This window comes from Echinicola salinicaeni (assembly GCF_014280965.1).
GTDB classification, from domain to species: domain Bacteria; phylum Bacteroidota; class Bacteroidia; order Cytophagales; family Cyclobacteriaceae; genus Echinicola; species Echinicola salinicaeni.
Map to the genome: position 1 here is coordinate 345,810 of NZ_JACODZ010000001.1, position 22,535 is coordinate 368,344.

Consider the following 22,535-nt stretch of genomic DNA (forward strand, 5'->3'; position numbering starts at 1 on the left):
TCAGTATTGCCGTTCTTTCAGGGAAGGAAATTGCAGTGTTGAATTCGTTGTTCTATTGTTTCGAAGGATTGTTATCTTGGAAAGGTATTTAAAATCAATTGCATGAAACCTATATACTTTTATCTAGTGCTACTATCCTTATCAGTTTGCCTAAGTTGCACAGAAAAAAAACAAGACTTTCAATCCCCCAATATTTTATTTGTGATTAGTGATGATCAGTCATTTTCCCATACGAGTTTTGCCGGAAGCAGTTTTGTTAGTACACCGGCTTTTGATAGGGTAGCCAGGGAAGGAGTTTATTTTGCCAATTGCATTGCGGGATCTCCGGGCTGTGCTCCATCAAGGAGCTCGATAGTGACAGGAAGGTATCCTTGGCAAAATGAGCAGTCGGGCCAACATGCTTCGGCTTGGTTAAAGAAATATGTGCCCTTTATTGATGTGTTGGATGAAAACGGATATGTAACCGGACGAACAGGAAAGGGAGTAGCGCCATTTCGATATGCCAAAAATCCTCAGGATTCACTTTGGAGAAAGACAGATGCCGGAGGCCTTGCTCATTCAGAAATTCACTATACAGAAGATAAATCAGGCATGGAGGGATATGCGAAGGGAGTAAGTGGGCTAGATTATTTTGAGAATTTTAAATATTTCATCGAACATAAAAGGGGGGATCGACCTTTCTTTTTTTGGTTTGGGGCTAAAGAACCCCATAGGGCCTATGAAAAAGGTTCTTGGAAAAGAATGGGAAAGAAACTAGAAGATGTGGAAGTGCCGGCTTTTCTTCCTGATAATGATGAAATACGAGGAGATTTATTGGATTATGCAGTTGAAATTGAGTGGTTTGACAGTCATCTAGGGAAAATGTTAAATTATTTGGAAGACATTGGAGAACTGGAAAATACCATTGTGATTGTCACTTCTGATAATGGAAAGCCCTTCCCTCGGGCCAAGGCCAATACCTATGAGTATGGTATCCATGTGCCCATGGCAGTGCGGTATCCTAAAGCCTTCCAGGGAGGGAGGGTCATTGATGCTCCTTTATCCTTTGTAGACTTAGCGCCAACCATTTTGGAAATCGCAGGCGCATCTCCTGAGGGAATGATGCCTATTACAGGTGAAAGCTTTTTGAAACTTCTTATAGCAGATAAAAATCAAGATTCAAGGAGCTATGCCTTTTCAGGGCGTGAGCGCCATTCTTCTTCAAGGTATAAAAATTGGGGTTATCCACAACGGGCGGTTCGCAGCAAAGATTACCTGTATATTTGGAATATGAGACCAGAAAGATGGCCAGCAGGAGCCCCTCAAAAATATGATACTAATGATAATGCAAGGTTATTGCCGATGAATGGCATTGATGATAATGGAATATATATCCCACAGAGTGCTTATACGGATATCGATGATTGTCCTACTAAGACTTATTTATTGGAGCATAGTGGTGATACAGATATAAAGCCATATCTCGATTTGGCTGTAGCAAAAAGGCCAGCGTTTGAATTGTATGATATTCGTAAAGATCCCGATTGTCTAAATAATTTGGCCGGAAAGGCTGAATTTATGGAGGTGGAGAGAAATTTAAACAAAGTCTTAGAAGAAGAGCTAAAAAAGACCAAAGACCCTAGAGTAGTGGGGCCTAATAAGGAAGTTTTTGATAGTTACAAACGATATTCCCATATGAGGAGCTTTCCAGAACCCTAAATATAGAATACTGATTTTCGGGCTTCAACCTATAAAAATATTTCAATATCAAATAGATTTTAAATGATTGCAAAAAACAAACTATTCCAAAATCCCATGAACATGATGTTTGCAGTGGCATCATTTATAGTGTTGGCTTTATGGCCCGTTGTGGGCTATGGTCAAGAACGTCCTAATATTATCCTGATATTGGTAGATGATTTGGGCTATGGCGATGTAGGGTTTAATGGTGGTGAATTTCCGACCCCCCGAATCAATGATTTGGCCTCAAAGGGCATTATCATGGATAGATATTATGTAGCTCCGGTATGTTCACCTACCAGGGCAGGATTGATGACGGGCAGGTACCCTGATAGGTTTGGATTACGGGAGACGGTGATTCCTCCATGGCGAGATTTTGGAGTGGATACTTCTGAAGTTTTTTTGCCTGAAATTTTGGAGAAAGCAGGATATAAGCATCGTGCAATGATTGGAAAGTGGCACTTGGGACATTCAAGACTAGATTATCATCCCATGAATAGGGGATTTACCCATTTTTATGGACATTATAATGGCGCCATTGACTATTTTTCCCATAAACGTGAAGGAGAACTTGATTGGCACGATGATTTTGCTCCTTCTTATGATAAAGGATATGCCACAGATTTATTGGCAGAAGAAGCGGTGTCCTGTATCAAGGAATACAATGATGATGCAGCTCCTTTCTTTATGTATGTAGCCTTCAATGCACCCCATTGGCCATTGCAGGCAAAAGAAGAAGATTTACTAGCCAGTGGATTTGATAAAAGCTTACCTAGGTTTTCAACCGATAAAGGTTATGGAGAAGAGGGGAGAGGCAATACCAGAAAGCAGACCTATGAGGCTATGGTAAGGGCATTGGATAGGGGGATAGGAGAGATTATAGATGCCTTGGAAGAGGAGGGGATTATGGAAAATACCATTTTGATCTTTCATAGTGATAATGGCCCCGCACCAGGAGAGGGAGGCAGTGCTGGAAATCTCAAAGGTCATAAATTCCAAGAGTGGGAAGGAGGCGTCCGCGTACCCGCTGTAATCTACTGGAAGGATAAATTTGAAGGAGGAGAAAGAATCGATCAGGTGATGGGCTTTGTGGATATGTTTCCCACTTTAGTTGAATTGGCAGGCTACAAGGGGGAAATGAATATTGAATTTGATGGGATAAGTATGGCTCCGGTATTATTTGGAAAGAAAGAAAACATCGAAAGGACTTTTTATCTTGGCTATGGAGCTATGGTCAATCAAAACTGGAAGTTGATGATGAAAAAGGGGAGCAAGCCAAGCATGGATATTAAAGAAGATATATTGTTCAATATGAAAGAGGATCCCTACGAAACTATAAATGTGAAAAAAGCCCATGAAGAAAGCTTTTTGAAAATGAAATCATGGCTCCAAAAGTATGAGGACATTCAGGCGGAAGTAAGTGTGCCTGCCTATCATGTGGGCAGAGAAGGATTTAAAGCACCAAAAGAATGGAAGATTCATTAGTGGGAAGCCATAGTAATAGGATCCTCCCTTGTCTTTGAAAGGGATTGCTTTAAAAATCAATTCACTTGTCATGTATAGGTGGCAAGTGAATTTAGTTTGTCCAATTTTATAATTAATATTCGGTGAGGCTGTATGGATAAATATAATTGTAGGAATAATTCTTTTATCCCTGCTGTTTTTTGCTTTTTTCGTAATCTCCGGGCATGGGAACAAGCCAACTGATAGACGTTTGCTTGGCGGTATACAATTGATAGAAGAAATTCCAGGCCTTCATAAAAAGTAAATTATCTTTGAATATGATAAAGCAAGACATAAGTAATTTTGGCGGAACGCTCAGAAAGCTCATATTGGGCGCATTGTTTTATTTGAAATTATCGGTGCTGCTTGCGCAAGGGGAGAATGGTAAAATCCTTCAAATGGCAGACCCAAGCATTTTTTATCATGAAAGCACTTATTATTTATATGGTACTGGAAGGGCTGATGAAGGCTTTCAAGTTTACACCTCCAAGGATGCCAAGACATGGTCTGGACCAGCAGGAAAGTTAGAAGAGGGTTTTTGTCTCCATGAGGAGGACGTTTATGGCGATCGCGGTTTCTGGGCACCACAAGTATTTTTTGAAAAAGGAAAGTTTTATATGGCCTATACGGCCAATGAACATATTGCTTTGGCAGAAAGTGATAGTCCATTAGGTCCTTTTCGTCAGACTGCAAAGCAGGCTATTGAAGGTAATGGCAAGATGATCGACCCTTTTTTTTACAGGGATAAAAAAGGTAAGGCTTATCTGTACTTTGTAAAAGTAGCCAACGGAGGCAATAGGATATATGTAGCCGAAATGAAGAAAGACTTGAGTGGTATAAAGACCGAAACGGTGAAGCTTTGCATTGAGGCTACTGAGCCTTGGGAGAACAGGGAAAATGCAAACTGGATAGTGACAGAAGGCCCCTCTGTTTTATTTCATAATGGACATTATTATTTGATATACAGTGCAAATGATTTTAGAAGTAAGGACTATGCAGTAGGGGTTGCTGTTAGCAAACAGCCTTTGGGGCCCTGGAAAAAGATGGGTAGGCAACCTGCTCTCAGTCAAGGATTATTGGGTGTGGCCGGAACGGGTCATGGGGACTTTTTCTCAGTTGGCGATGATTGGTATTATGTCTTTCATACCCATCATTCAGCGGATAGGGTTGGACCGAGGAAGACTGCTTTAATTAAAGCCCGTTTTAATGCGTCTGATTTGGGACCTGCCGATTTAATCTTTTTACCCAATAATTGGGATTATCTGTATGAATAAAATTTTTTCGAAAACTGATAGAAATGGATTATAGCATAAGAAAAGCAAGCAATAATTTGAGTTCGTACTAAGACGTTTTTGAATGAATTGGTGTTGACTGTTTTAGTATATTTGTCCGTTTGTATAAATGAGGAGGGGAGATAAATAAAAGTAGAAACATTATTCAGAAAGCATTTGTATCCAGATTTCGAAAATTCTACTTTTGAAAGATAAATGTGACTGCCAAATAATTGCATTGTGCCAAGTAACATTTACACCGATCTTAATATTTTTCCCCCTGTAAGAGTTTGACATAAATATCTCCGATGCTTGCGTTTACTAAAATTCACTTCCTGGTTTCATTGATTTTAGGTTTAAGTGTCTTACAATCTTCCTTTACAGGAGGCTTGAAATTTCATGGAAGCGAAAAAGCTATAGACTTACGAACCTCTTATGATGTTTTTGGGGAGCATGAGGTCACATTTTCTGATCATTTTGATATAGCCTTTAGCTTGTCCCTGGATCCTGTTGAAGAAATAGGCTATATCCTTAGGATCAAAACTGGGGTAAACAAACGGATTTTTAATTTATTCTATGACAGTCAGGGAGATGATCTGGTTTTTAAATTCAATGAAGAGGGAAAGACTAATTTGATTGTTGCCAGAATGGACAGGAATCAACTGTTTAATCGGCAATGGTTTGATATGAAAGTCTCTTTCGACTTGGAGGGAGATTCGATCACACTTGTCATTGATGATCAAGAATTTTCAAGCCAAAATCAGCATCTTGCAGATACCTATCATCCAGCTATTCTTTTTGGAAAAAGTGACCATATCATTGATGTGCCCACTTTTTCGATCAAAAACTTATCCGTCATTGGAAATGAAACTTATAACTTTCCCTTGAATGAAAATGAGGGTAATGTAGTCCATGATAGAGATGGAAATCTTTTCGGCAAGGTGATCAATCCAGATTGGTTGAAGAATTATGCCTATTATTGGAATCATCAAGCTTCCTTTAGCTCAGCTTCAGTGGCTGGGGCGAACTATAATCCCCAAAAAAGAGAAATATATTACTATAACCAAGATTCACTTTGGAGGTATAATGTCCAAACTGATGAATCTCAAATTACTGTGTTCAATAAGAAAAGCCCTGTAGAACTTGTTTTGGGGACCAATTTTTTTGATTCAGTGGAGAATAAATTATATACCTATGAGGTGTATTATGATAGTCAATATGAAGGTCCAACTGTAGCCAGTCTTGACCTTGATAGTAATCAATGGACAGCAGAAAGCTATGATCAACTTCCAACCCAGCTCCACCATCATGGGGCCTATATAAACCAATCCACTTCCAAGTACACAATCTTCGGTGGTTTTGGTAATATGAAATATAGCAAGAACTTCTTTTCTTACGATTTGGAACAAAATAAATGGAAGCTGGAAGAGGGATTTACAGGTGATATAATTACCCCCCGTTATTTTTCCTCAGTAGGCTACCAGCCACACAACAATAGCTTATATATCTTGGGTGGAATGGGCAATGAGTCGGGTGATCAATCCGTCGGAAGGAAATATTATTATGACCTCTATCAGGTTGATATGGGCTCTAGACATATCACCAAACTGTGGGAGATTCCTTGGGAAGATGAAAATGTCGTTCCTGTGCGGGGGATGGTCCTATTGAATGATTCTACTTTATATACGCTTTGTTATCCTGAGCATTTTTCAGCGTCCTTTCTTCATCTTTATCGGTTCTCACTGAAAGATGGTAGTTATGAAATATTAGGGGATTCCATTCCAATTCGTTCTGATAAGATAACCACCAATGCTAATATTTATTTTGACAAAGGGCTGAATAAACTGTATGCAGTGGTACAGGAATTTGAGGATGATATTTCCTCAGACCTGAAAATCTATTCTCTTGCATTTCCAGCTATTACCAAAGAAGAATTGTTTGATTTTCCAACTAAACAAAATGGTCAAGGAAGCCTCATTGCTTTGCTATTGGGGGCTGGAGCTATAGTATTGGGATTCTTTTTGTACAAAAAATTGAAGGCTAAATCACCTGCAGAAGATAAGGAGGATAGGGAAGCGGAGGAATATATTCCGATTCCCAAGAAGGATCAACGTTTACGGCCCAACTCCATTTACCTATTTGGCAATTTTATGGTCCGTGACTCAAAGGGCAGGGATATAACCTATATGTTCAGTGCACAACTGAAGCAGGTTTTTTGTCTTATTTTGCATTATAGCATATCGGAAGGTGGTGTCACCTCACAACATCTCAGCCATTTGCTATGGCCGGATAAGCCTGCGGACAAAGTTAAAAATTCACGCGGGGTTACGATTAACAATCTTCGCAAGACTTTAAATGAGCTGGAGGGGATAGAGCTGGTCCATGAGAAAGGACACTATAAAATTATTCTTAACGAGGAGGTCTATTGCGATTATGTGAGATGTCTGCAGATTATAGGGGGGCAAGAAATGGATCATGCACGGGATGAATTTGCAGGGATCGTTTCTAGAGGTAAATTCCTTTATCTTTCTGATGATCCTTTGTTTGATTTGTTAAAGGAAGAGGAGGAAACCCGGCTTGAACCTGTTTTAATATTGGAGGTGGAAAAAAGCTTTGCCAGCGAAACGTATCCTACTACAATCTCGCTGGCAGAAGCCTTGTTTAATATAGATCCTTTAAGTGAAACAGCATTGGTATATCAAATCAAAGCCATGCTTAAGCTCAATATGATTGAGGAATCCAAAATAGCTTATAGAGCTTTTGTGATAGAGTACAAAAGGGTCTTCGACAAGGATTTTCATCGTCCATATTCAGCGATCAGTTCTTAAAGAATTGCGTCTATATAGCTTACCAGTCAAGTTTTATATGAACACCTTTTGGCTTATTTTCAAAGCTTAGGAAACAAGTTTTGCTGTTTTCGTCCCAACTACTCTCAAACTGCATATCCGTTCCGGTGGAATCCATGATTTCAATGCTTTCAGGTTTTTTAGGCAAAAGAATCCTCATTACATTAGTCGTATTCAGTGGACTTTTGGCGACCAATGAATACATGTCTTTGGCTACTTTTTCCTCATAAACCCTAGCGGCTGTTGCCAGCACCTGAGGACTGTTTGGGTTTTTGACACTTTCGATATTGTATAAAAATGCTTGTTCACCAGGATGAACTTGTTTTTCGTTCAGCACTGGAATCTCAGGATCAAATAAATCAATAAGTTTCCCCTTAAGGGTATAAGGAGTCTGATCCTCATTTTCATTGACAACAGAAATTATTTCATAAGGACCTCTGCTCAGAGAAAAGTGGTTTTTGAATTCCAACTTACCAGAAATTTGATCTGTATCGTAAAGCTTTTTGATGGCATTCACGAAATTCATGTCATTGTTTTTCTCCAAAACAAACTCCTTAGGATCTTGGCGTAGAATGACTACTTTTCCCTTGCCAAAACTGAACTCTCCGCTCTCAAACGGTGCTTTTAAACCAAGCTTCTGGAACAGGTCTTCAGATGGCGCTTTAAACTTGTTGCCATCCATATTCCACCACTCTTGAACTCCTTGAAAGACATCTTCATCTCTGCCGCAGTATACCAAGACTCCACCGTTTTTGACCCAGTCTGCAATATGTCCATGAGCTTCTTCTTTCATGGGCTTCATATTAGCATAGGACATGATAAGTATTTTTAAGTTGTCCCAAGTTTTGGGGAAAGTGACATTTTCTATATGGACAGTTTTGACTGGAATCCCTCGCTTGAGCAGTGGCAATGCCTGTCCGTAAAAGTTGGACAACTGTGGGTCATCATAGCCCTGATGAGTAGGGAAACGCTGGAACATTAGGGAATTGGACATTAATACCCCAATGCCTTGTGAGCCACTGACTTTATTGTCGGATAAAGGCATGTCATTCAAGGTATTGATCATTACCTGCATTTGAGTTGAGTAAAAACGAGGGATTTTCGCTTTCTCTTCGCTGTCTGCACTGGTTCTGTAGAGTCCTTCATAAATTCGATCAGGCCAAGGCATCACCTCGTAATTGGCTACCATGGGATACAGCAGTTGGGCCGCAAAAGTAGCTTGGTAGTTTTTCTTATAATCAGCCCAATCTCTTGGCCAATCTTCTATAGGATCAGTTAGAAAGTACATTTTCCTACCTGTGGGAGCGGTCATGGATTCCATAGAACCATATTCCAGAAAAGCAGTTTCAAATACTCTTTCCTTTGCTTGGCCATTATAGTAGTTGGGTTCGCGGGAAGTCCCTGTCCATACCTGGGCAATATAACCATCCACACTTGGTAGAGATGCCAGGCTAGCCTCAGGGCTCACGATCATCCACTGGGAGTAATTCACAAGTGAATGAGTAGGGACATAACAGCGGACATCCATTCCTTTTGTTTTGCCGTATTCCTTGGCAAAGGAAAAACATTCCTCTACAGCTCGGTAGTAAAGGTGATATTTTAGCTTATTGGACAAATAGGTGTTTTCAGCAGATTCATGCTGCGGTCTCCAGTCAAAGCCATAATATTCCTTCCATTCTCTCTTGAAGGCTTCACTATAGCCTGACCTGGCCCAGAACTCAGGCTCTTCAAGATAGATGGCGTCGATTCCGGCATCAATAACCCTCTTGATTACTTTTTCTTTCATGTATTGAATAAAATTCATAGAGGGTACGATATAGGGGACCATATGTCCGTGCCAAAGGGTATCACCTTTTTGGGTGACCTGGCCTTCATCCAAGTGCCATTCTCCATCCCATTCACCTGTGAAATAGTCCTGGTATTCTCCCCAGGCAATTCCGCTCATAAAGTGGGTGGTGTAGCCTTTGTCTCTCCAAGTTTGGACCCGCTCTTCAAAAGTCATATCGGCCTTTCCATGATGATCCTTCACACTATAGACAATTGCTACATCAGCCCTCACGTCTGTTACTGGCTTCCAAGGATTGGATGTTTGAAAAGCCGTTTTTTCACTCTTGGTACTTTTTGCGTTTTCTTCTTGTCTGCCAGGTTGTGAGCAGGCATGAATCAATAGAATTGGAATAAGATATAATAAAGCAGTTTTTCGCATGCGTATAAAAATTATTTGGAATTAATGAAATGTGGTAGTTCTCCATTTAAAATTCAAATAAAAAGCCATCCGTCTAGACGGATGGCTTTTTATTATTTATCAAATCAATATATCAAGACTTGACGTGGCTCATTATAGTTCCAACGTCTGGTGCCACTACCTCTAGGCGTATCAAAATTTATTCTGGCCGCAGCCCGGACAAAGACCATTCTACCTTCAGGGATCGTTCCGTTGGATTCAATGGTGATGGTCTCGCCCAGCATGTCATTAAAGGAAGAACCTGAAAACTCCAATTGGCTGGACCAGCGCTCATCCCTAGCGCGGTAGCCCACGGTAGAAGAATAACTGACGAAGAACTGGATGTCTGTTATATTCTGAAAACTGTCACTATATCCTCCCATAGGTTCGATTTTGGAACGGAATTCCTCTTCGGATACACCTCGGGTTACTCTGATTTGTGCCCTGACTTTGCCGTTGATTACTTCTGGATCTTTGACCCATTCGACCTTTAAAAAAGGTTGTACTTCAAAAGTTAGCTCGGTAACTCCCTTGATATCTACAGTCTGGGTGTCATCAGCAAGCGGAACTCCACGATCATCCTCACGAATTAGAGGGATAAAAGGTCCATCTAAACGTACGTTGTAAGTTCCCCCAAATAGTTTGGTATTTTGGAAAGTACCGTCAGGCATGCAGAAGAAGTCAGGATTTGGGGTGACATTGTCTCCCCAGCTTAATTCTGTCAAGCGAACGCGTATGCCTTCGCTTCCTTGATCAGTAAGTATGGGCTCACCGGTTTCTTTGTCAACGACCTGTCCCTTGAGCGTTTCCGCAGGCAGATCATAATTGTCCAATTCAAACAAATTACATGAACTGAACGCTATCAATGCAGATAAAACGAGGTATGTTATATTCTTCATTTTTTTAATTTCTAGGTTATTGATCTTGCCTTATCGATTGGGTTGTTGATCGATTACAGGGCTCTTGGATACTTCTCCACCAGGTATGGCGAAATAGTAATCGATGATATTGTATTCAAAGGTTTTCAAGCTTACCCATTGAAAACGGGCATCGAAGAAATACTGACCACTCTCCGTAGACAAAAATGGATAGAGTCCTCTGAAACGATAGCGTGAGTTCATGCTATAGTCTTCTTTGTCCCTGGTTTCACCCCAAAATCCATCTCTAGCTTCATAGTGCTGCACTCTCCATCTGCGCAGGTCCCACTTGGATTTATGCTCCAATGCAAGCTCTTTTCTACGCTCCTTACGGACGATATTACGGCTTTCAATATCAGATGTAAGCATTCCGGAAAGCAAGGTCGCTCCAGCGCGTTCACGGATATCATTGATGCCTGAAGTGGCAACTTGAAGCATATCAGAACCATCAGGAGATGTCACTCCAGCAAGAGATAGTTCTATTGCTGCTTCTGCAGCATTAAGCAGAACATCAGCATATCTCATCAAAACAAAATGTTGTGCAGATTTACCTTCACCTGCTTCAAAAGAAGGATCAGGATTCAACCATTTACGGCCGTAAAGTCCTGTAAGGGTGCTTTCTGCATTATTATAGAATGGGCCATTGGCACCAGCTGCTGTGATTTGCTCTCCCTGGAAGGCAACCAATTCTTGGCTTCCGCCATCTCTGGCACTAAGAAACAGTTCTTTTGGAGATTGAGTATAAATCGGCAATTGTTGATAGCGGGTATCAGCGGTTGCATAAGAATAATCATTAAACAGAGGCTGGATAGGTTCCGCACCGGTATAAACCCCAGCACGTATTTCGATTTCTTGGCCTTTGAAAATATCTCCTGGGAATATCACATAAGCACGAAGACGTGGTTCGGCATCTTTGAAGAAATCCATTGGCGTATCATACATCAGGTAATCTCCTTCGGTATTGTTTGACCCTGTAGTCACTTTGATGGTTCCGTCAGGATACCGGTCAAATCCTTCAAACAGTTCCATGAAATCCAAGGTTGGGCAGGTACCGGAGGCCAAAGGTGCCTTGAAAATAAAGGGAGCGCTATAGGCATCATATCCATGTGTAGCCACAGGAAAATCGTATTCTTTTACATAGATATTCTCTGGGCTATTAGCATCACTGAACATGTCTACCATGTTCTGATATTGGGCTTGAGGGTTATCTGCTGCCCATTTCTTTTTGTAAAGGGAGTATTGACCGCTCTTAATGACTTCATTGGCAGCAGTGTATGCTTCTTTAAAATACCTTTTTGAGGCTGCTTGAGCGGTTTCTTCAGAAAAACCGATCACCCTTACACCTGTCTTTAGTCCAGTGCCTGTAAGTCTTCCGGGAACCGTTTCATTGTATTTCGCAACACTACCCGCATAAAGCATGTCTTGAGCCTTGAAAGAAAGTGCAACATATTTATTGGAGTACCCTGACTTAGGACTGGTAGGTTGAAGTAAGTTTATGGCGCGATCATAGTCAGCCAATATTTGGTCCCAGGTTTCCTCTTCAGAGGAACGAGGGATTTCCAGACTGCCCTCTTTAGATGGATAACTTAGTACACTGGTCACCAAAGGTATTCCACCAAAACGTTTGGCCATGGCAGAAAATACAAAGGCCCGAACAAAATAAGCTTCTCCCAAATAGTGGTTATAGGTTATCTCAGGGAATGAACTGGCGTGTTCTGGTAGGTTTTCCAAGAGGTAATTTGCTTCTCTCAATAGGCGAAAGGCCCTTCCCCAATAAGGGGTTCTTTCTCCAGTAAATGCGGAGGTGATTCCATCCCGGTTCACTGCTTCTCCGGTGCCCTCAATTCCAAGGGAACCAAGCCAAGAATTGTATTCCACCCCCCATCGGGCCATGTATTTGAAGTCCTCAAAGGGCATTTTGCTGTACATGCCTGCGATATATACGTCCATGCCTGATTCACTGGTCATGAGTGTCTCGTCACCGATTACATTGGGAGGAGGCACATCCAGATTTGTACAACTGGAAATATACAATAAGCTGAATATCAATAATATGATTTTTGTTTTCATAATTTCGTTCAATTTAATTTTCCAAGGTCTCTCTAGCTTCCATTAAAATGAGGCCGTAACACCCAGGGTGTAGGTTTTTGTCAACGGATACATTCTTCCCAATTCATCACCAGGATGTTCTGGGTCCACAAATTTCACCCCTGTAAATGTCAGGAGGTTATAGGCATTGGCAAAGACCCTGATGTTGGTAGAGGGACTATTTCTTGGTTTCAGGCTGTAGCCCACTTCAATACTTTTCAGACGTAGATAATCTGTACTAACCCGGTTGAATTCAGAATTGCCAAAAGGATAATGGCCTGTATAGCCATAGTATCCACTGATCCATTCTGTTTCTGGGTCATAAGGATCAGCCAAAGGGTCAACTGGATGCCAGCGGTCAAGGTATTGCTCCAATGCACCACCGCCATTGCTGCCCCAAATGGAATATAGTGGCTCCTGGTATTGCATAGAACCCAAAGCAGAACCTTGGAATAAGATACTTGCATCAAAATTTTTGTATTCGGCATCAAGAGCCATACTGAAGTTTAACCATGGAGTTTGGTCATAGGCAAATGGATGTTGGTCTAGACCATTGATCTCTCCGTCACCATTCCAATCTTCATATTTATAATCTCCTGGTAATATGCCCCTGTCTTTATAGATGTCATAAGACCAGATATCCTCCCAGTCTGTATATCTTCCTGCGGACACATAGCCAAATTGGACTCCCTGATAACGATTTGTCAGGTTGTCATTTCGCCAGCGATCGTAGGAATTGCCATAGGGTCCCTTTTCAGCTGCGATAAGATGCTTTCTACGGGTAATGGTAGCTATTCCTTTCACTCCATAAGAAAGCTCACCAATCCGGTTTCTGTGGGAAAGTTCAAGGTCTATACCGAACTGTCTGTCGCTGTTGGTATTTTCCCTAGGTGCCCCGGTTCCTACCACAGTAGGCACATCGCCTGAACGAGTAGAGAACAGTCCTTCTCTACGTCTGTCAAAATAATCTAGAGAGAAACCAAATTTGCCCATCCAAGCTTCGAAGTCAACCCCTATATTGAATGTTTTTGCTGTCCACCAAGAAAGGTTTTCGTTGGGTATGACGAGCGAAGCTCCATAAACGAATTCACCATTTAGCATATATCCAGGAGCATATTGATTGTAATAACCATTTTGGGCATTACCACTGGTAGCAGGATAGATGTAGCCAGGGTACCAATCGTAAGCCAATGATCCATCATCTGCAGTCATCCCATAACTGGCCCTAAATTTCAGTTGGTCCACAAAATTAAGTGCTGAGACTGACTGGAAAAAAGGTTCTTCAGATAGACGCCAACCAATGGATCCTGAAGGGAACCAACCCCAACGGTTTGTTTTAACAAATTTGGAGGAGCCATCGTATCGGAACTGCACTTCGGCAATGTACCGCTCACCGAAAGCATAATTTACCCTTCCAAACATGGCGGAGTTAGCGATTTCATAAAGGTCTCCTGAGCCTCCTTGCATGCCACCTTGTTGGTCTTCATTCATACCACCTACAAGGTATTTCATTGCAAAGGCCAAGTTCCGCTGTGCATAAAAATTGTCTCCTTTGCGATTTTGGGTTTCAAATCCCAAAAGACCAGAGACATCATGATTCTCACCAAAGGTACGCTTATAGTTGATCAGGAACTGTCCTAAAAACTGCTGTTTGTTGAATAACTCTCTTCTGATTTGATTAGGCGAGCTATTGTTGTATAGTTTTGATAGATAGGTATCTGTAACAGGGTCATACATGTACTGGTAATATTCCCTTCGGTAGATATCATTATCATCTCCTCGAAAGTCATAGCTGACCAAGCCCTTTACGGATAGTCCTTCTAAGGCTTCAGATAAAGTCCCGAAGTCATAGTCTAAAGATGCCGAAGACTGAAAATACTTTTGCTTGTACTTTCTGTGTCCTGAAACATCTGCTCTCATCATCGCAATGGTGTTTTGTTCCAAGTCCAAGCCTTCATAGTTCAGCATGGTGTTTTCTGGATCGGCATACGCAGGAAATAAAACCCCTTGTCTCCAATAATTGCGGATGATCTCCACGGCACTGGAATAAGGAGAATTCCTTTGATCAGCCACACCACTAAGGTTGAGGTTAAACTTCAGACCCTGAGTTATTTGGGTTGTTATATTGGATCTCAGGTTAATTTTGCTGTAGTTCATGTCCCCTGATTTAAACATCCCTTCCTGATACATATATCCTCCGGCTATATAATATTGAGTTTTTTCTGTCCCACCAGTGATGCTAATATCATGTTGGCTTTGAGGAGCGTAATCACTGATCAGCAATGAATTCCAGTCTGTGGTCCGACGGCGTCCCGTACGGAAGGCTTCAAAATCATCATCCTGATAAATCAGATTTCCCCCGTTAATATTGTTCATGGCCCTTTCATTATAGAGTGTCATGGTTTCATAAGGATCAGCAAGTTGAGGAAAACCGGATGGGCTCTGCAGGGTGTAAGAACCATTGTAAGTAACTACTGCCTTACCTCCTTCAGACCCTCTTTTGGTGGTGATCAGTACAACACCATTGGCGGCACGTGCACCGTAGATGGCTGCTGATGCATCCTTTAGGACAGACAATTCTTCGATATCTGTGGGGTTCAGACGCTGAAAATCAGCCATGGTTCGCTGGATACCATCGATCACGATCAAAGGTGATCCCAAACCACGGATATCAAAGGCTGCATTGAAAGTACCAGGTTCCGCACTTTTTTGCCAAACACGAACCCCTGCAACTCTACCCGTAAGCATATTCTGCGGATTTTCGTTCTTGGTACGTAGCATTTCATCGCCCTTGATATTGGCTACAGAACCGGTCATGGTTACTTTTTCCTGCATCCCATATCCTACGACAACCACTTCTCCCAACTGCTGGGTATCTGGGGTCATGGATACTTGGATGACTGATTGGGATCCCACTTCGATGTCTTGAGTTTTATATCCGATAAATGAAAATGTCAGGACTGTATTGCCTTCCGGAACGGTCAATTTATATTTGCCGTCTATGTCTGTTATAGTACCTGTTAAGGTTCCTTTTAGCAAAACATTTACTCCGGGCATTGGTGTGCCATCTTCGGATAATACTGTACCTGAAATTGTTCTATCAAGTTGCTGTGATATCGGTCTTTCTAAAAGAGGTGCATTGGAGGCTAACGCTGAAGCATGGGCAGGAGCAATAGCAAAGTACGGTAAAATGATCCCGCACAAGGAATATTTTACCAGTCCTCTGGAGAACTGCTTATATATCTTTTGCATATTTTTTTGGCTATTTTGTTTCTTTATTGTCTAATATGGTACTATTGGCCTTTAAAAATTTGGCATCCCCTGAATAAGTGGAGCCAAAAAAATAGATCATTTCGCCAGCTCATATCGTGATAGTACTGCGTATTCTGCTGCAAATGCGAAATTGAACATCCCTTCTGTTCTGTTGTTACTGTCTGTAAGACTCCATCCTACCAGAAGATTGGTGGGAAGAAAACCTTCGTACAAAAAGTTTTCATATCCATAATCTAAATTCTTCTGAAAAGTGTCGATATAATCAGCAGCAGATCCATAGGTTGGATGAACATCTACGTATCCACGCATCAGCACCCCATTGAACCAGTTATTGAAACCGCTGATATCATAAGAATAATATCCGTCATGTGTTTGGTTGAGTTTGGCAAAATACTCAAAGCTGTCATCTGAAAGGCTCTTGGCATCCTGTAAGTAAGCATCTTCATTGGTGGCCCTGTACAAATCTGCGGCTCCTGATAACATGGTTCCAGAGTTGTAAGAAATAGCCGGGCCTACACGATCCTGGCAGTTGATACCTTTGCGGTAAACCGTCCCGTCTATGGTTTCTGTTTGAGGGTTTCCGGGAGAACAGCCTCCTCTCATATCGTCATAAACGCCGTCAGAACGAAGCAATTGATTTTTTTGCCAATCATAAATTTTTTTGGCAAAATCAGCATAATATTCGCTTTTACTTATCTGCATGGATTTTCTGGTCTGCTTATCTTCAGCATCGATATAGCGGTAAGAGATTTCATCGTCCTTACCTTTATAGATTTCATGGAGCCAAACCAAAGGGCTTACCATAGGGCCATTACTGCAGGAATGTTTGCTTACGTATCCCGGTCCCCAGGTTATTCCGCCACGCTCTGTCCCATCTGGTTTTCTGGTACTGTCCCATCCATCCAAAACATAAGCGGTCAGGTATTCTGCTTTTTTCAAATAGGCTGTTTCTCCTGTGATTTTGTAGGATTCAAGCAATTCACGTACGAGCCACATTTGGTCATCATATACATTTTCGATGCCTTCTACTTTGGCTGCTCCCTTGGTATTGCTCCGGTGCACGCCATAGACTGACCATTCCTTGGTTTGGGTATAGGATACCAATTCAAAGGTGCCTTTGTAATAGTCCAGATTGTCATATAGCCTGGCAAGAAGTTCTTTGTATTTGTCAAAGTTTTCATCGTAAAGATTTGCATTACCATGCTCTTTTTGGGCCTGCAAACCGTGTAGGATAGCATTTACAGCTTCTATGGCTGCTGTGTACATCCATACACTGCCAGTTTCATTGGATCGAGCTTCAGTGTAGGGGTTATAATATCTGGCCATGGCCATTCCTGCCCCGGTAAAATGGGCAGAAACGGCACTGTCGGTCAGCTCCATTGCTCTGAGAAGGTTCTGTTCTGAAAGACTTATCTCGACTGGTGAGGTTTTAGGGTCGGTTTCAGACGAGTTTTCGGTGCATGCTGTGGAAAGCAGCAGAAAAAGGCTCAGGATTGTAATCATCATTCTAAATTGTATCATGTTAAGTTTATTGTATTATTTCAGATCAATGCTGTGAATTACCAACTTGTTTTCACCTGAATTGGCTTCAACATTGTACACACCCAAGGCGAGGGTGACATCTTTTCCATTAAACTGGGATAGGTCATAAGCAAAGGAGGCATAACCTTCGGGGTTTCCAGCCCCTCCATCACCATGCTTAAATTTCCAGCAGCCATCTTCTGCAGCGCTGGCTTCATCAGCTGAATGAGATTGTGGATCCAAGTGGGTTACGGTTCCGTTGTCTTCTATAGCAGTAAGTTTAAAGTAGGTGAAATTATCCCCGAAATTGCGTGTGCTGAGTGTCAATTGATTGCTGCCTGCATCAATTGAGAATTTTGAGTATAGATAAGCTTCAGGTACCTTAGTGTCCACATCTGAAGTGTTACGAGTTTTGATCAAGTAGCCTTCAGATGGGAATACTTCCGGATCTTTCTTAAGAGGAGTGAAGAACCAGTTTGCTGCAATATGGTCTACATTTCTCCAAGCACGATAGGCGTCCACATAGTTATCACGGTTTCCGCTTACAGGGCTTATTCCTGTAAAATATGTTTTGGTGTGTGGCATGGTAGAGCGAATGGTTTCCTGAGTTAACTTCCAGCCTTCAATTACCTCAGTGCCAGGTAGCCAATCCCAATTTTCTACTTTTTGATCTGCAAATCGAATCGCCCGAAGCACCAATTGTTTCCAATAGTCACCTGTAGACTGCCTGTAAATACCAATAGCTACAATGACCTCTTTGCCTACGTATTCACTTAGATCAAACTCTACATCACCATAGCTTCCAGAGGCATAAGTTCTGTTTTCACCAATTTTCACAGCAGTTGGCTGAGTTTCGGAAAGATCTACCACCTGAACGCCAAAATAGGCCGGGTTGGCTTCATCTGCGTTGTGCGTACTGACTCTCAAGGATAAGATTTTGTTGTCTTCAGTAATGATTTTACTTCCATAGACATAGGAGTCAAATACATTCAAGTCAGCAGGATTACTTCTATCATCTTCATTGTTTCTGATCTGAAGCGTAGTTCCTTCATTTTGCTCTTGCCATGCACCTTGGAAATCTAGGGAAGACATATAATTACATGCCCAATCCCATCTTGGGTAGACGTCTGCATTTCGCCCACCACGGTATTCGTTATAATACCATTTGTCAGCTGTCAATAGATCAGAATATGTCAAGCCACGAAGAATTTCGCTACTGCCCATGGTAATCTCCAAGGTGGCGATACCATCAACAAAATCCGCTTCAGTCACTGTTTTGGTAATGGGTTCGTAATTAGCTTTGCTGAATGTAACGGTGTACTCATCCACGATCAGATTTTCCAGGGTGAAAATCCCATCGCTTCCAGAGTTTGTTGTACCGGCAACTCCTACCGATACATTTACATCTTCAAGTGGTGCATTTCCATTTTTTCCGTCTTTGATCGTTCCGGTAATTTTGGCGGAAGCAAACACTAAGGAAATATTTGCTGTAGCGATTTTCTCACTGTTGAATTTTTCAGGGTTTACGGTCAAGCTAACAGCTAGCCAACCAGCTTTGGAAAACTTTACAGCATGCGTCTTTAAAGGGACATCCTCAAAAATATACTTTCCATCACTTCCTGTGGTGATGGCAATTTCTTCTTCCCCTATTCCAGATAGGGAAACATTTACATCTGAAATGGGTTGACCTTCGCCATCTGTAACTGTACCAGTAATGCTTCCTCGAGGATCTGAAATGGAATCATCTTCGTTGATACATGAGATTGCGGAAGCTAAAAATGCTCCCACCAAGGCGATGTAAACGATCGCTCGTAATTTTTTACTCATTTGTTAGGCATTTATGGGTTATAAATTAATTAACTAGATTGAGTTGCTTGAAATAAATAATCGATTTAGCAACCCCATTATGGGTGAAATATAAAAGAGGAGCGGTTAATTTTTCGGTTAAATTTGGGTTAATGGGCAGGGTTAATTTGCTAATCTGACGGCAATATTTGGAAAAATGAGTGGGATTGGTCTTTCTCTTAGGGTTTGATTTTACTTTGTAAGCTATCCCAATTGCTGATCATAAAATTCAACTTGAATGCTTTTATTTCATCAGGGAGATTGCTAGGGAGTTGGTTGTTTGACAAGCAAAATAAGCTATGTTGGAGCTTTGGTATGATGGGGGAGGTCTTGAAAATATACCTGTCAAATTCTTGGTGAATATTAAGCAAAAATCAAAAGAGAGAATTTCGCTTAAGGCTGGTTGTGGTTGGTTTAGTTTTGTTCAGTCTTCAGGAGCCGATTAAGTATCAAACCGAAAAGTTAGGGAACAGTAACATTGGAGTTACTATCTTAGCTTGGAGACAGATTTAAAAAAAATAGAGATTAAAAATTTGAAGTATCTTGTCCGATTTTATCTCATATGAAATTTGGTCCAAGTGTCATTTTTTGGGTTTAAGGATTAAATTAAATTTGGGATCATTTTCAATCTTAGCCATCAGGCTAAAAAGTTACTTTGTCGTTGACCAAATGGTATTTGTTCAAATCAGTTTGTGGAGGATTTGGGAATAATTATGAAAATGTCTGATGAAATTAATATCAAGAATAGTTATTTATGATCCCGTCAGCTGGAGTTGGTGGTACAGAAGTCGAACCATTTTGAGGAAGATTTGGAGACTTTGTGCAAGTTGTTCAGGTTTATGAATGTTTAAGATGAACGTTGTCTTTTAGTACAGTTTCAAGTCATTTTTGACTTCCAAAGCAGTCTCTATCTCTTTCGTCAATTCTTCAATCACTTGGATGTTTTCAAGGTTTCTTGATTGAAAAGCAAAAAGCCCGTTTTCATTTTTTACTGTCAGATACAGTTGCTTGTCTTGGAAAGAAAGGAAAATAGGACGGTCAAATTTCTCTTTTAACTCCAGGATTCTCTCCATAAGTGAAGTAGATAAAACATATCGAGCTTCCACCTGGTCTGTGCCAAAAACAATAAAATTGTCGGTGAATCTGGGATCTTCCAAATAGATTTCCTGTTCCTCTCGGAAATTGAAACTGGACCAACGATCTAATTTGATACCTTGATTTCTTGAAAATACCACCGTATGTCCATTGAGTTTTTTTTGAAATTTTAGCCAACAGAACATCCCCCGAAATGAGTAGGGTATGTTTTCTTGAGGCTTGTTTGAAAACAGGTTTTTGATCACATATTGATACATTACCACAGCCAAATTCAGGACTGGAATGCGCATCAAGGTTCCAATTGCTTTGTTGGAAAGATTGTTTTCAATGATTCCAATGTCGGCAAGATTGAATTCCACCTCCCTTGATCTTCTTCGCATTTGACCGAAATTATACACCGGATCTTCGCTTTTGAGCCAAGCAAAAAGTTTACTTTCCTGAATTTCCTTTTTAGGGGCACTTGCTCCTTGTGTAAATTCTAAATCCGGGAATAGTTTCTGAACCATGCCGGCCATGGTTTTCATTTCCTGGGTTTTGAATTGCTGGAATGCCCTGAAGAAAAAGAGGGTCGAGAAATAGATCAATACGATCAATCCAGCTAATGGCAAGACCTGTGCATATGGATTATTGGCCGAAGGCTGACCTTTGGCTAGTATGTCTCCAAATGGTATATCTGTACTCAGCAAATAAGGTGAAGACAGAATGAATAGCATTCCTAACAGATAAATCCCTGTGATTCCCCAAGTGATTTTCTGAAACAAATGTGTCCTCTTTCGCTTTAACTGTATATCTGCCAAGGATTCTTGGACTTCGCTAAATGTTTCCAGGAGTAGGTGCTGATCCATTTTATTAAGGCCAATTAATGGTGTTCCATGGACTGGTTTTATCATTCAAAACTTGCATGTAGATGTGACATACCTCCTGATAATAAGTGTCATAACTTCCTTTCATATCCAGTGCAAATCCCATTACAAAGCTCTTTCCGAAATCCTCCCAAGAACTAAAATTGTCCAATGCCAATTTGGTGGCAAAATCAATGACCTTCCATGCCTCTTCCTCAGAGATGATATTTCCTGTGAAGGCTATTCGGGCCTGGCCCACCAACATAGCTGCATCATATCCTGCCAATCCTAGCTCCATATCAGAATCGAAAGTAAAAATGCCTTTTTGCTTTAGATCCTGTAGGATTTCACCGGAGCTTAATACCTTAAGATATTTCTGGGCCCGATCGTTATTTCCGAATTTTTGCCCCATCAAATCATCCCATTTTTCTTTTGGTTCTGTCGCAATCATTTTAGAGATGTAGTCAAAATACCAGCGTCTTCCATCTTTCATGAAATACTCCGTCAAATTCCAGTATCCGGTTGGGGTATCAATACTCCAGCCTTCCAAATAAGGTTGAATAGTTTTGGAGTCCATAAAAGTCAAAGTATTGGTATTTGCTCCCCACCATTCAGAAATCGGAGTATAAAGGGCTAGGGAGAAAAGCTTGTCCAAACCAAGGTTGCTTTCTGAAGATTTTTTGAATTTTGCTTTTTCAAAATCAGGTTTATCGTATTCCTTTTTGCCAATATTAAAATATTTGTAAGCATAAGAAGCGATGGCTAAGGCGAGGATAACATATCCGTACCAAGGCAGGTTTTCGAACATTTGCATAGTTTATGAATTTAAAAGTTGATTGAGGTTTACTTCTTTTTGATCTGATTTTGGGATCTCCAAAAGCAGTTCTTTTTCATCTTTTCGGATGCCTGCGATTATGTTGGAAGGAAACATCTGGATTTGATTATTGTATTGTACTACTGAGGCATTATAGGCTCGTCTAGCTGCAGAGATTTGATCTTCCATTTCGCTAACTTCATATTGAAGATGAAGGAATTGCTTGTCTGCCTTGAGTTCTGGGTAGTTTTCTACTGTAATGTTTAGGCCGCTAAGAATTTTTGTCAATTCATTTGAGACCTGAATTTTCTCTTTTTGGTCATTCGCTCTTCCTACTTGGGATCTGAGTTCGGTCACTTTCAAAAGAATCTCTTTCTCATGTTCCATGTATTTTTTGACCATTGCTGCCAGATTCGGAAGAAGATCAAATCTCTTTTTTAGATAGATCTCAATACTTCCATAGGCTTGGGCTACTTGATTCTTTTTGCCGATGATTTTGTTATTGATAATGATGGCGAAAATGGCTGTCAAGGCCGAAACCGCTAAAAAGACTAATAAACTTGTGTTCATATCTTAA

The 22,535-nt window shown here is 41.0% G+C and carries 14 protein-coding genes; 5 read left to right on the plus strand and 9 right to left on the minus strand.

Features of this window, described 5'->3' with window-relative positions; genetic code table 11:
* The first annotated feature begins 102 nt into the window (after positions 1 to 102).
* From H7U17_RS01405 to H7U17_RS01420, 4 genes are all read left to right on the plus strand, one after another.
* On the plus strand, positions 103 to 1,698 hold the full coding sequence (locus H7U17_RS01405; protein ID WP_186754027.1) for a sulfatase family protein: 1,596 nt from the start codon (positions 103 to 105) through the stop codon (positions 1,696 to 1,698).
* 63 nt (positions 1,699 to 1,761) lie between these two features.
* Positions 1,762 to 3,204: an arylsulfatase B gene (locus H7U17_RS01410; protein ID WP_186754029.1), complete on the plus strand. Its 1,443-nt coding sequence runs from the start codon at positions 1,762 to 1,764 to the stop codon at positions 3,202 to 3,204.
* A 296-nt stretch (positions 3,205 to 3,500) separates the two neighbouring features.
* Positions 3,501 to 4,496, plus strand: coding sequence for a glycoside hydrolase family 43 protein (locus H7U17_RS01415; protein WP_186754031.1), 996 nt, complete (start codon positions 3,501 to 3,503; stop codon positions 4,494 to 4,496).
* Positions 4,497 to 4,801: 305 nt separating this feature from the next.
* The gene (locus tag H7U17_RS01420) at positions 4,802 to 7,321 is read left to right on the plus strand and encodes a Kelch repeat-containing protein (RefSeq protein WP_186754033.1); all 2,520 of its coding nucleotides are present in this window, start codon (positions 4,802 to 4,804) and stop codon (positions 7,319 to 7,321) included.
* Positions 7,322 to 7,340: 19 nt separating this feature from the next.
* Here the strand turns inward: H7U17_RS01420 and H7U17_RS01425 are convergent, their stop codons facing one another.
* From H7U17_RS01425 to H7U17_RS01450, 6 genes are all read right to left on the minus strand, one after another.
* Positions 7,341 to 9,545, minus strand: coding sequence for a hypothetical protein (locus tag H7U17_RS01425; protein ID WP_186754034.1), 2,205 nt, complete (start codon positions 9,543 to 9,545; stop codon positions 7,341 to 7,343).
* Between the two features lie 104 nt (positions 9,546 to 9,649).
* The gene (locus H7U17_RS01430) at positions 9,650 to 10,462 is read right to left on the minus strand and encodes a DUF3823 domain-containing protein (RefSeq protein ID WP_186754036.1); all 813 of its coding nucleotides are present in this window, start codon (positions 10,460 to 10,462) and stop codon (positions 9,650 to 9,652) included.
* A 30-nt stretch (positions 10,463 to 10,492) separates the two neighbouring features.
* Positions 10,493 to 12,550, minus strand: a complete 2,058-nt coding sequence (locus tag H7U17_RS01435; protein WP_186754039.1) for a RagB/SusD family nutrient uptake outer membrane protein — start codon at positions 12,548 to 12,550, stop codon at positions 10,493 to 10,495.
* Between the two features lie 42 nt (positions 12,551 to 12,592).
* Entirely contained in the window at positions 12,593 to 15,820 is a 3,228-nt protein-coding gene (locus H7U17_RS01440; RefSeq protein WP_186754041.1) for a SusC/RagA family TonB-linked outer membrane protein, read from the minus strand.
* 96 nt (positions 15,821 to 15,916) lie between these two features.
* Positions 15,917 to 17,347: a glycoside hydrolase family 76 protein gene (locus tag H7U17_RS01445; RefSeq protein WP_230981224.1), complete on the minus strand. Its 1,431-nt coding sequence runs from the start codon at positions 17,345 to 17,347 to the stop codon at positions 15,917 to 15,919.
* Between the two features lie 30 nt (positions 17,348 to 17,377).
* The gene (locus H7U17_RS01450) at positions 17,378 to 19,189 is read right to left on the minus strand and encodes an MSCRAMM family protein (protein ID WP_186754045.1); all 1,812 of its coding nucleotides are present in this window, start codon (positions 19,187 to 19,189) and stop codon (positions 17,378 to 17,380) included.
* 317 nt (positions 19,190 to 19,506) lie between these two features.
* On the opposite strand from H7U17_RS01450, the gene H7U17_RS01455 reads away from it, so the two are divergent.
* The gene (locus tag H7U17_RS01455; RefSeq protein WP_186754047.1) at positions 19,507 to 19,653 is read left to right on the plus strand and encodes a hypothetical protein; all 147 of its coding nucleotides are present in this window, start codon (positions 19,507 to 19,509) and stop codon (positions 19,651 to 19,653) included.
* A 420-nt stretch (positions 19,654 to 20,073) separates the two neighbouring features.
* On the opposite strand, the gene H7U17_RS01460 is transcribed toward H7U17_RS01455, so the two are convergent.
* Genes H7U17_RS01460 through H7U17_RS01470 form a run of 3 tightly spaced genes read right to left on the minus strand, consistent with a single transcriptional unit; the run spans position 20,074 to position 22,528 of the window.
* A complete protein-coding gene (locus tag H7U17_RS01460; protein ID WP_186754049.1) occupies positions 20,074 to 21,192 on the minus strand; it encodes a DUF3137 domain-containing protein in 1,119 nt (372 codons plus the stop codon).
* Positions 21,152 to 21,958: a DUF1266 domain-containing protein gene (locus tag H7U17_RS01465; RefSeq protein WP_186754051.1), complete on the minus strand. Its 807-nt coding sequence runs from the start codon at positions 21,956 to 21,958 to the stop codon at positions 21,152 to 21,154. Before H7U17_RS01465 ends, H7U17_RS01460 begins: the two co-directional genes overlap by 41 nt.
* A gap of 3 nt (positions 21,959 to 21,961) precedes the next feature.
* Positions 21,962 to 22,528, minus strand: coding sequence for a LemA family protein (locus H7U17_RS01470; protein WP_186754053.1), 567 nt, complete (start codon positions 22,526 to 22,528; stop codon positions 21,962 to 21,964).
* Positions 22,529 to 22,535: the final 7 nt, after the last annotated feature.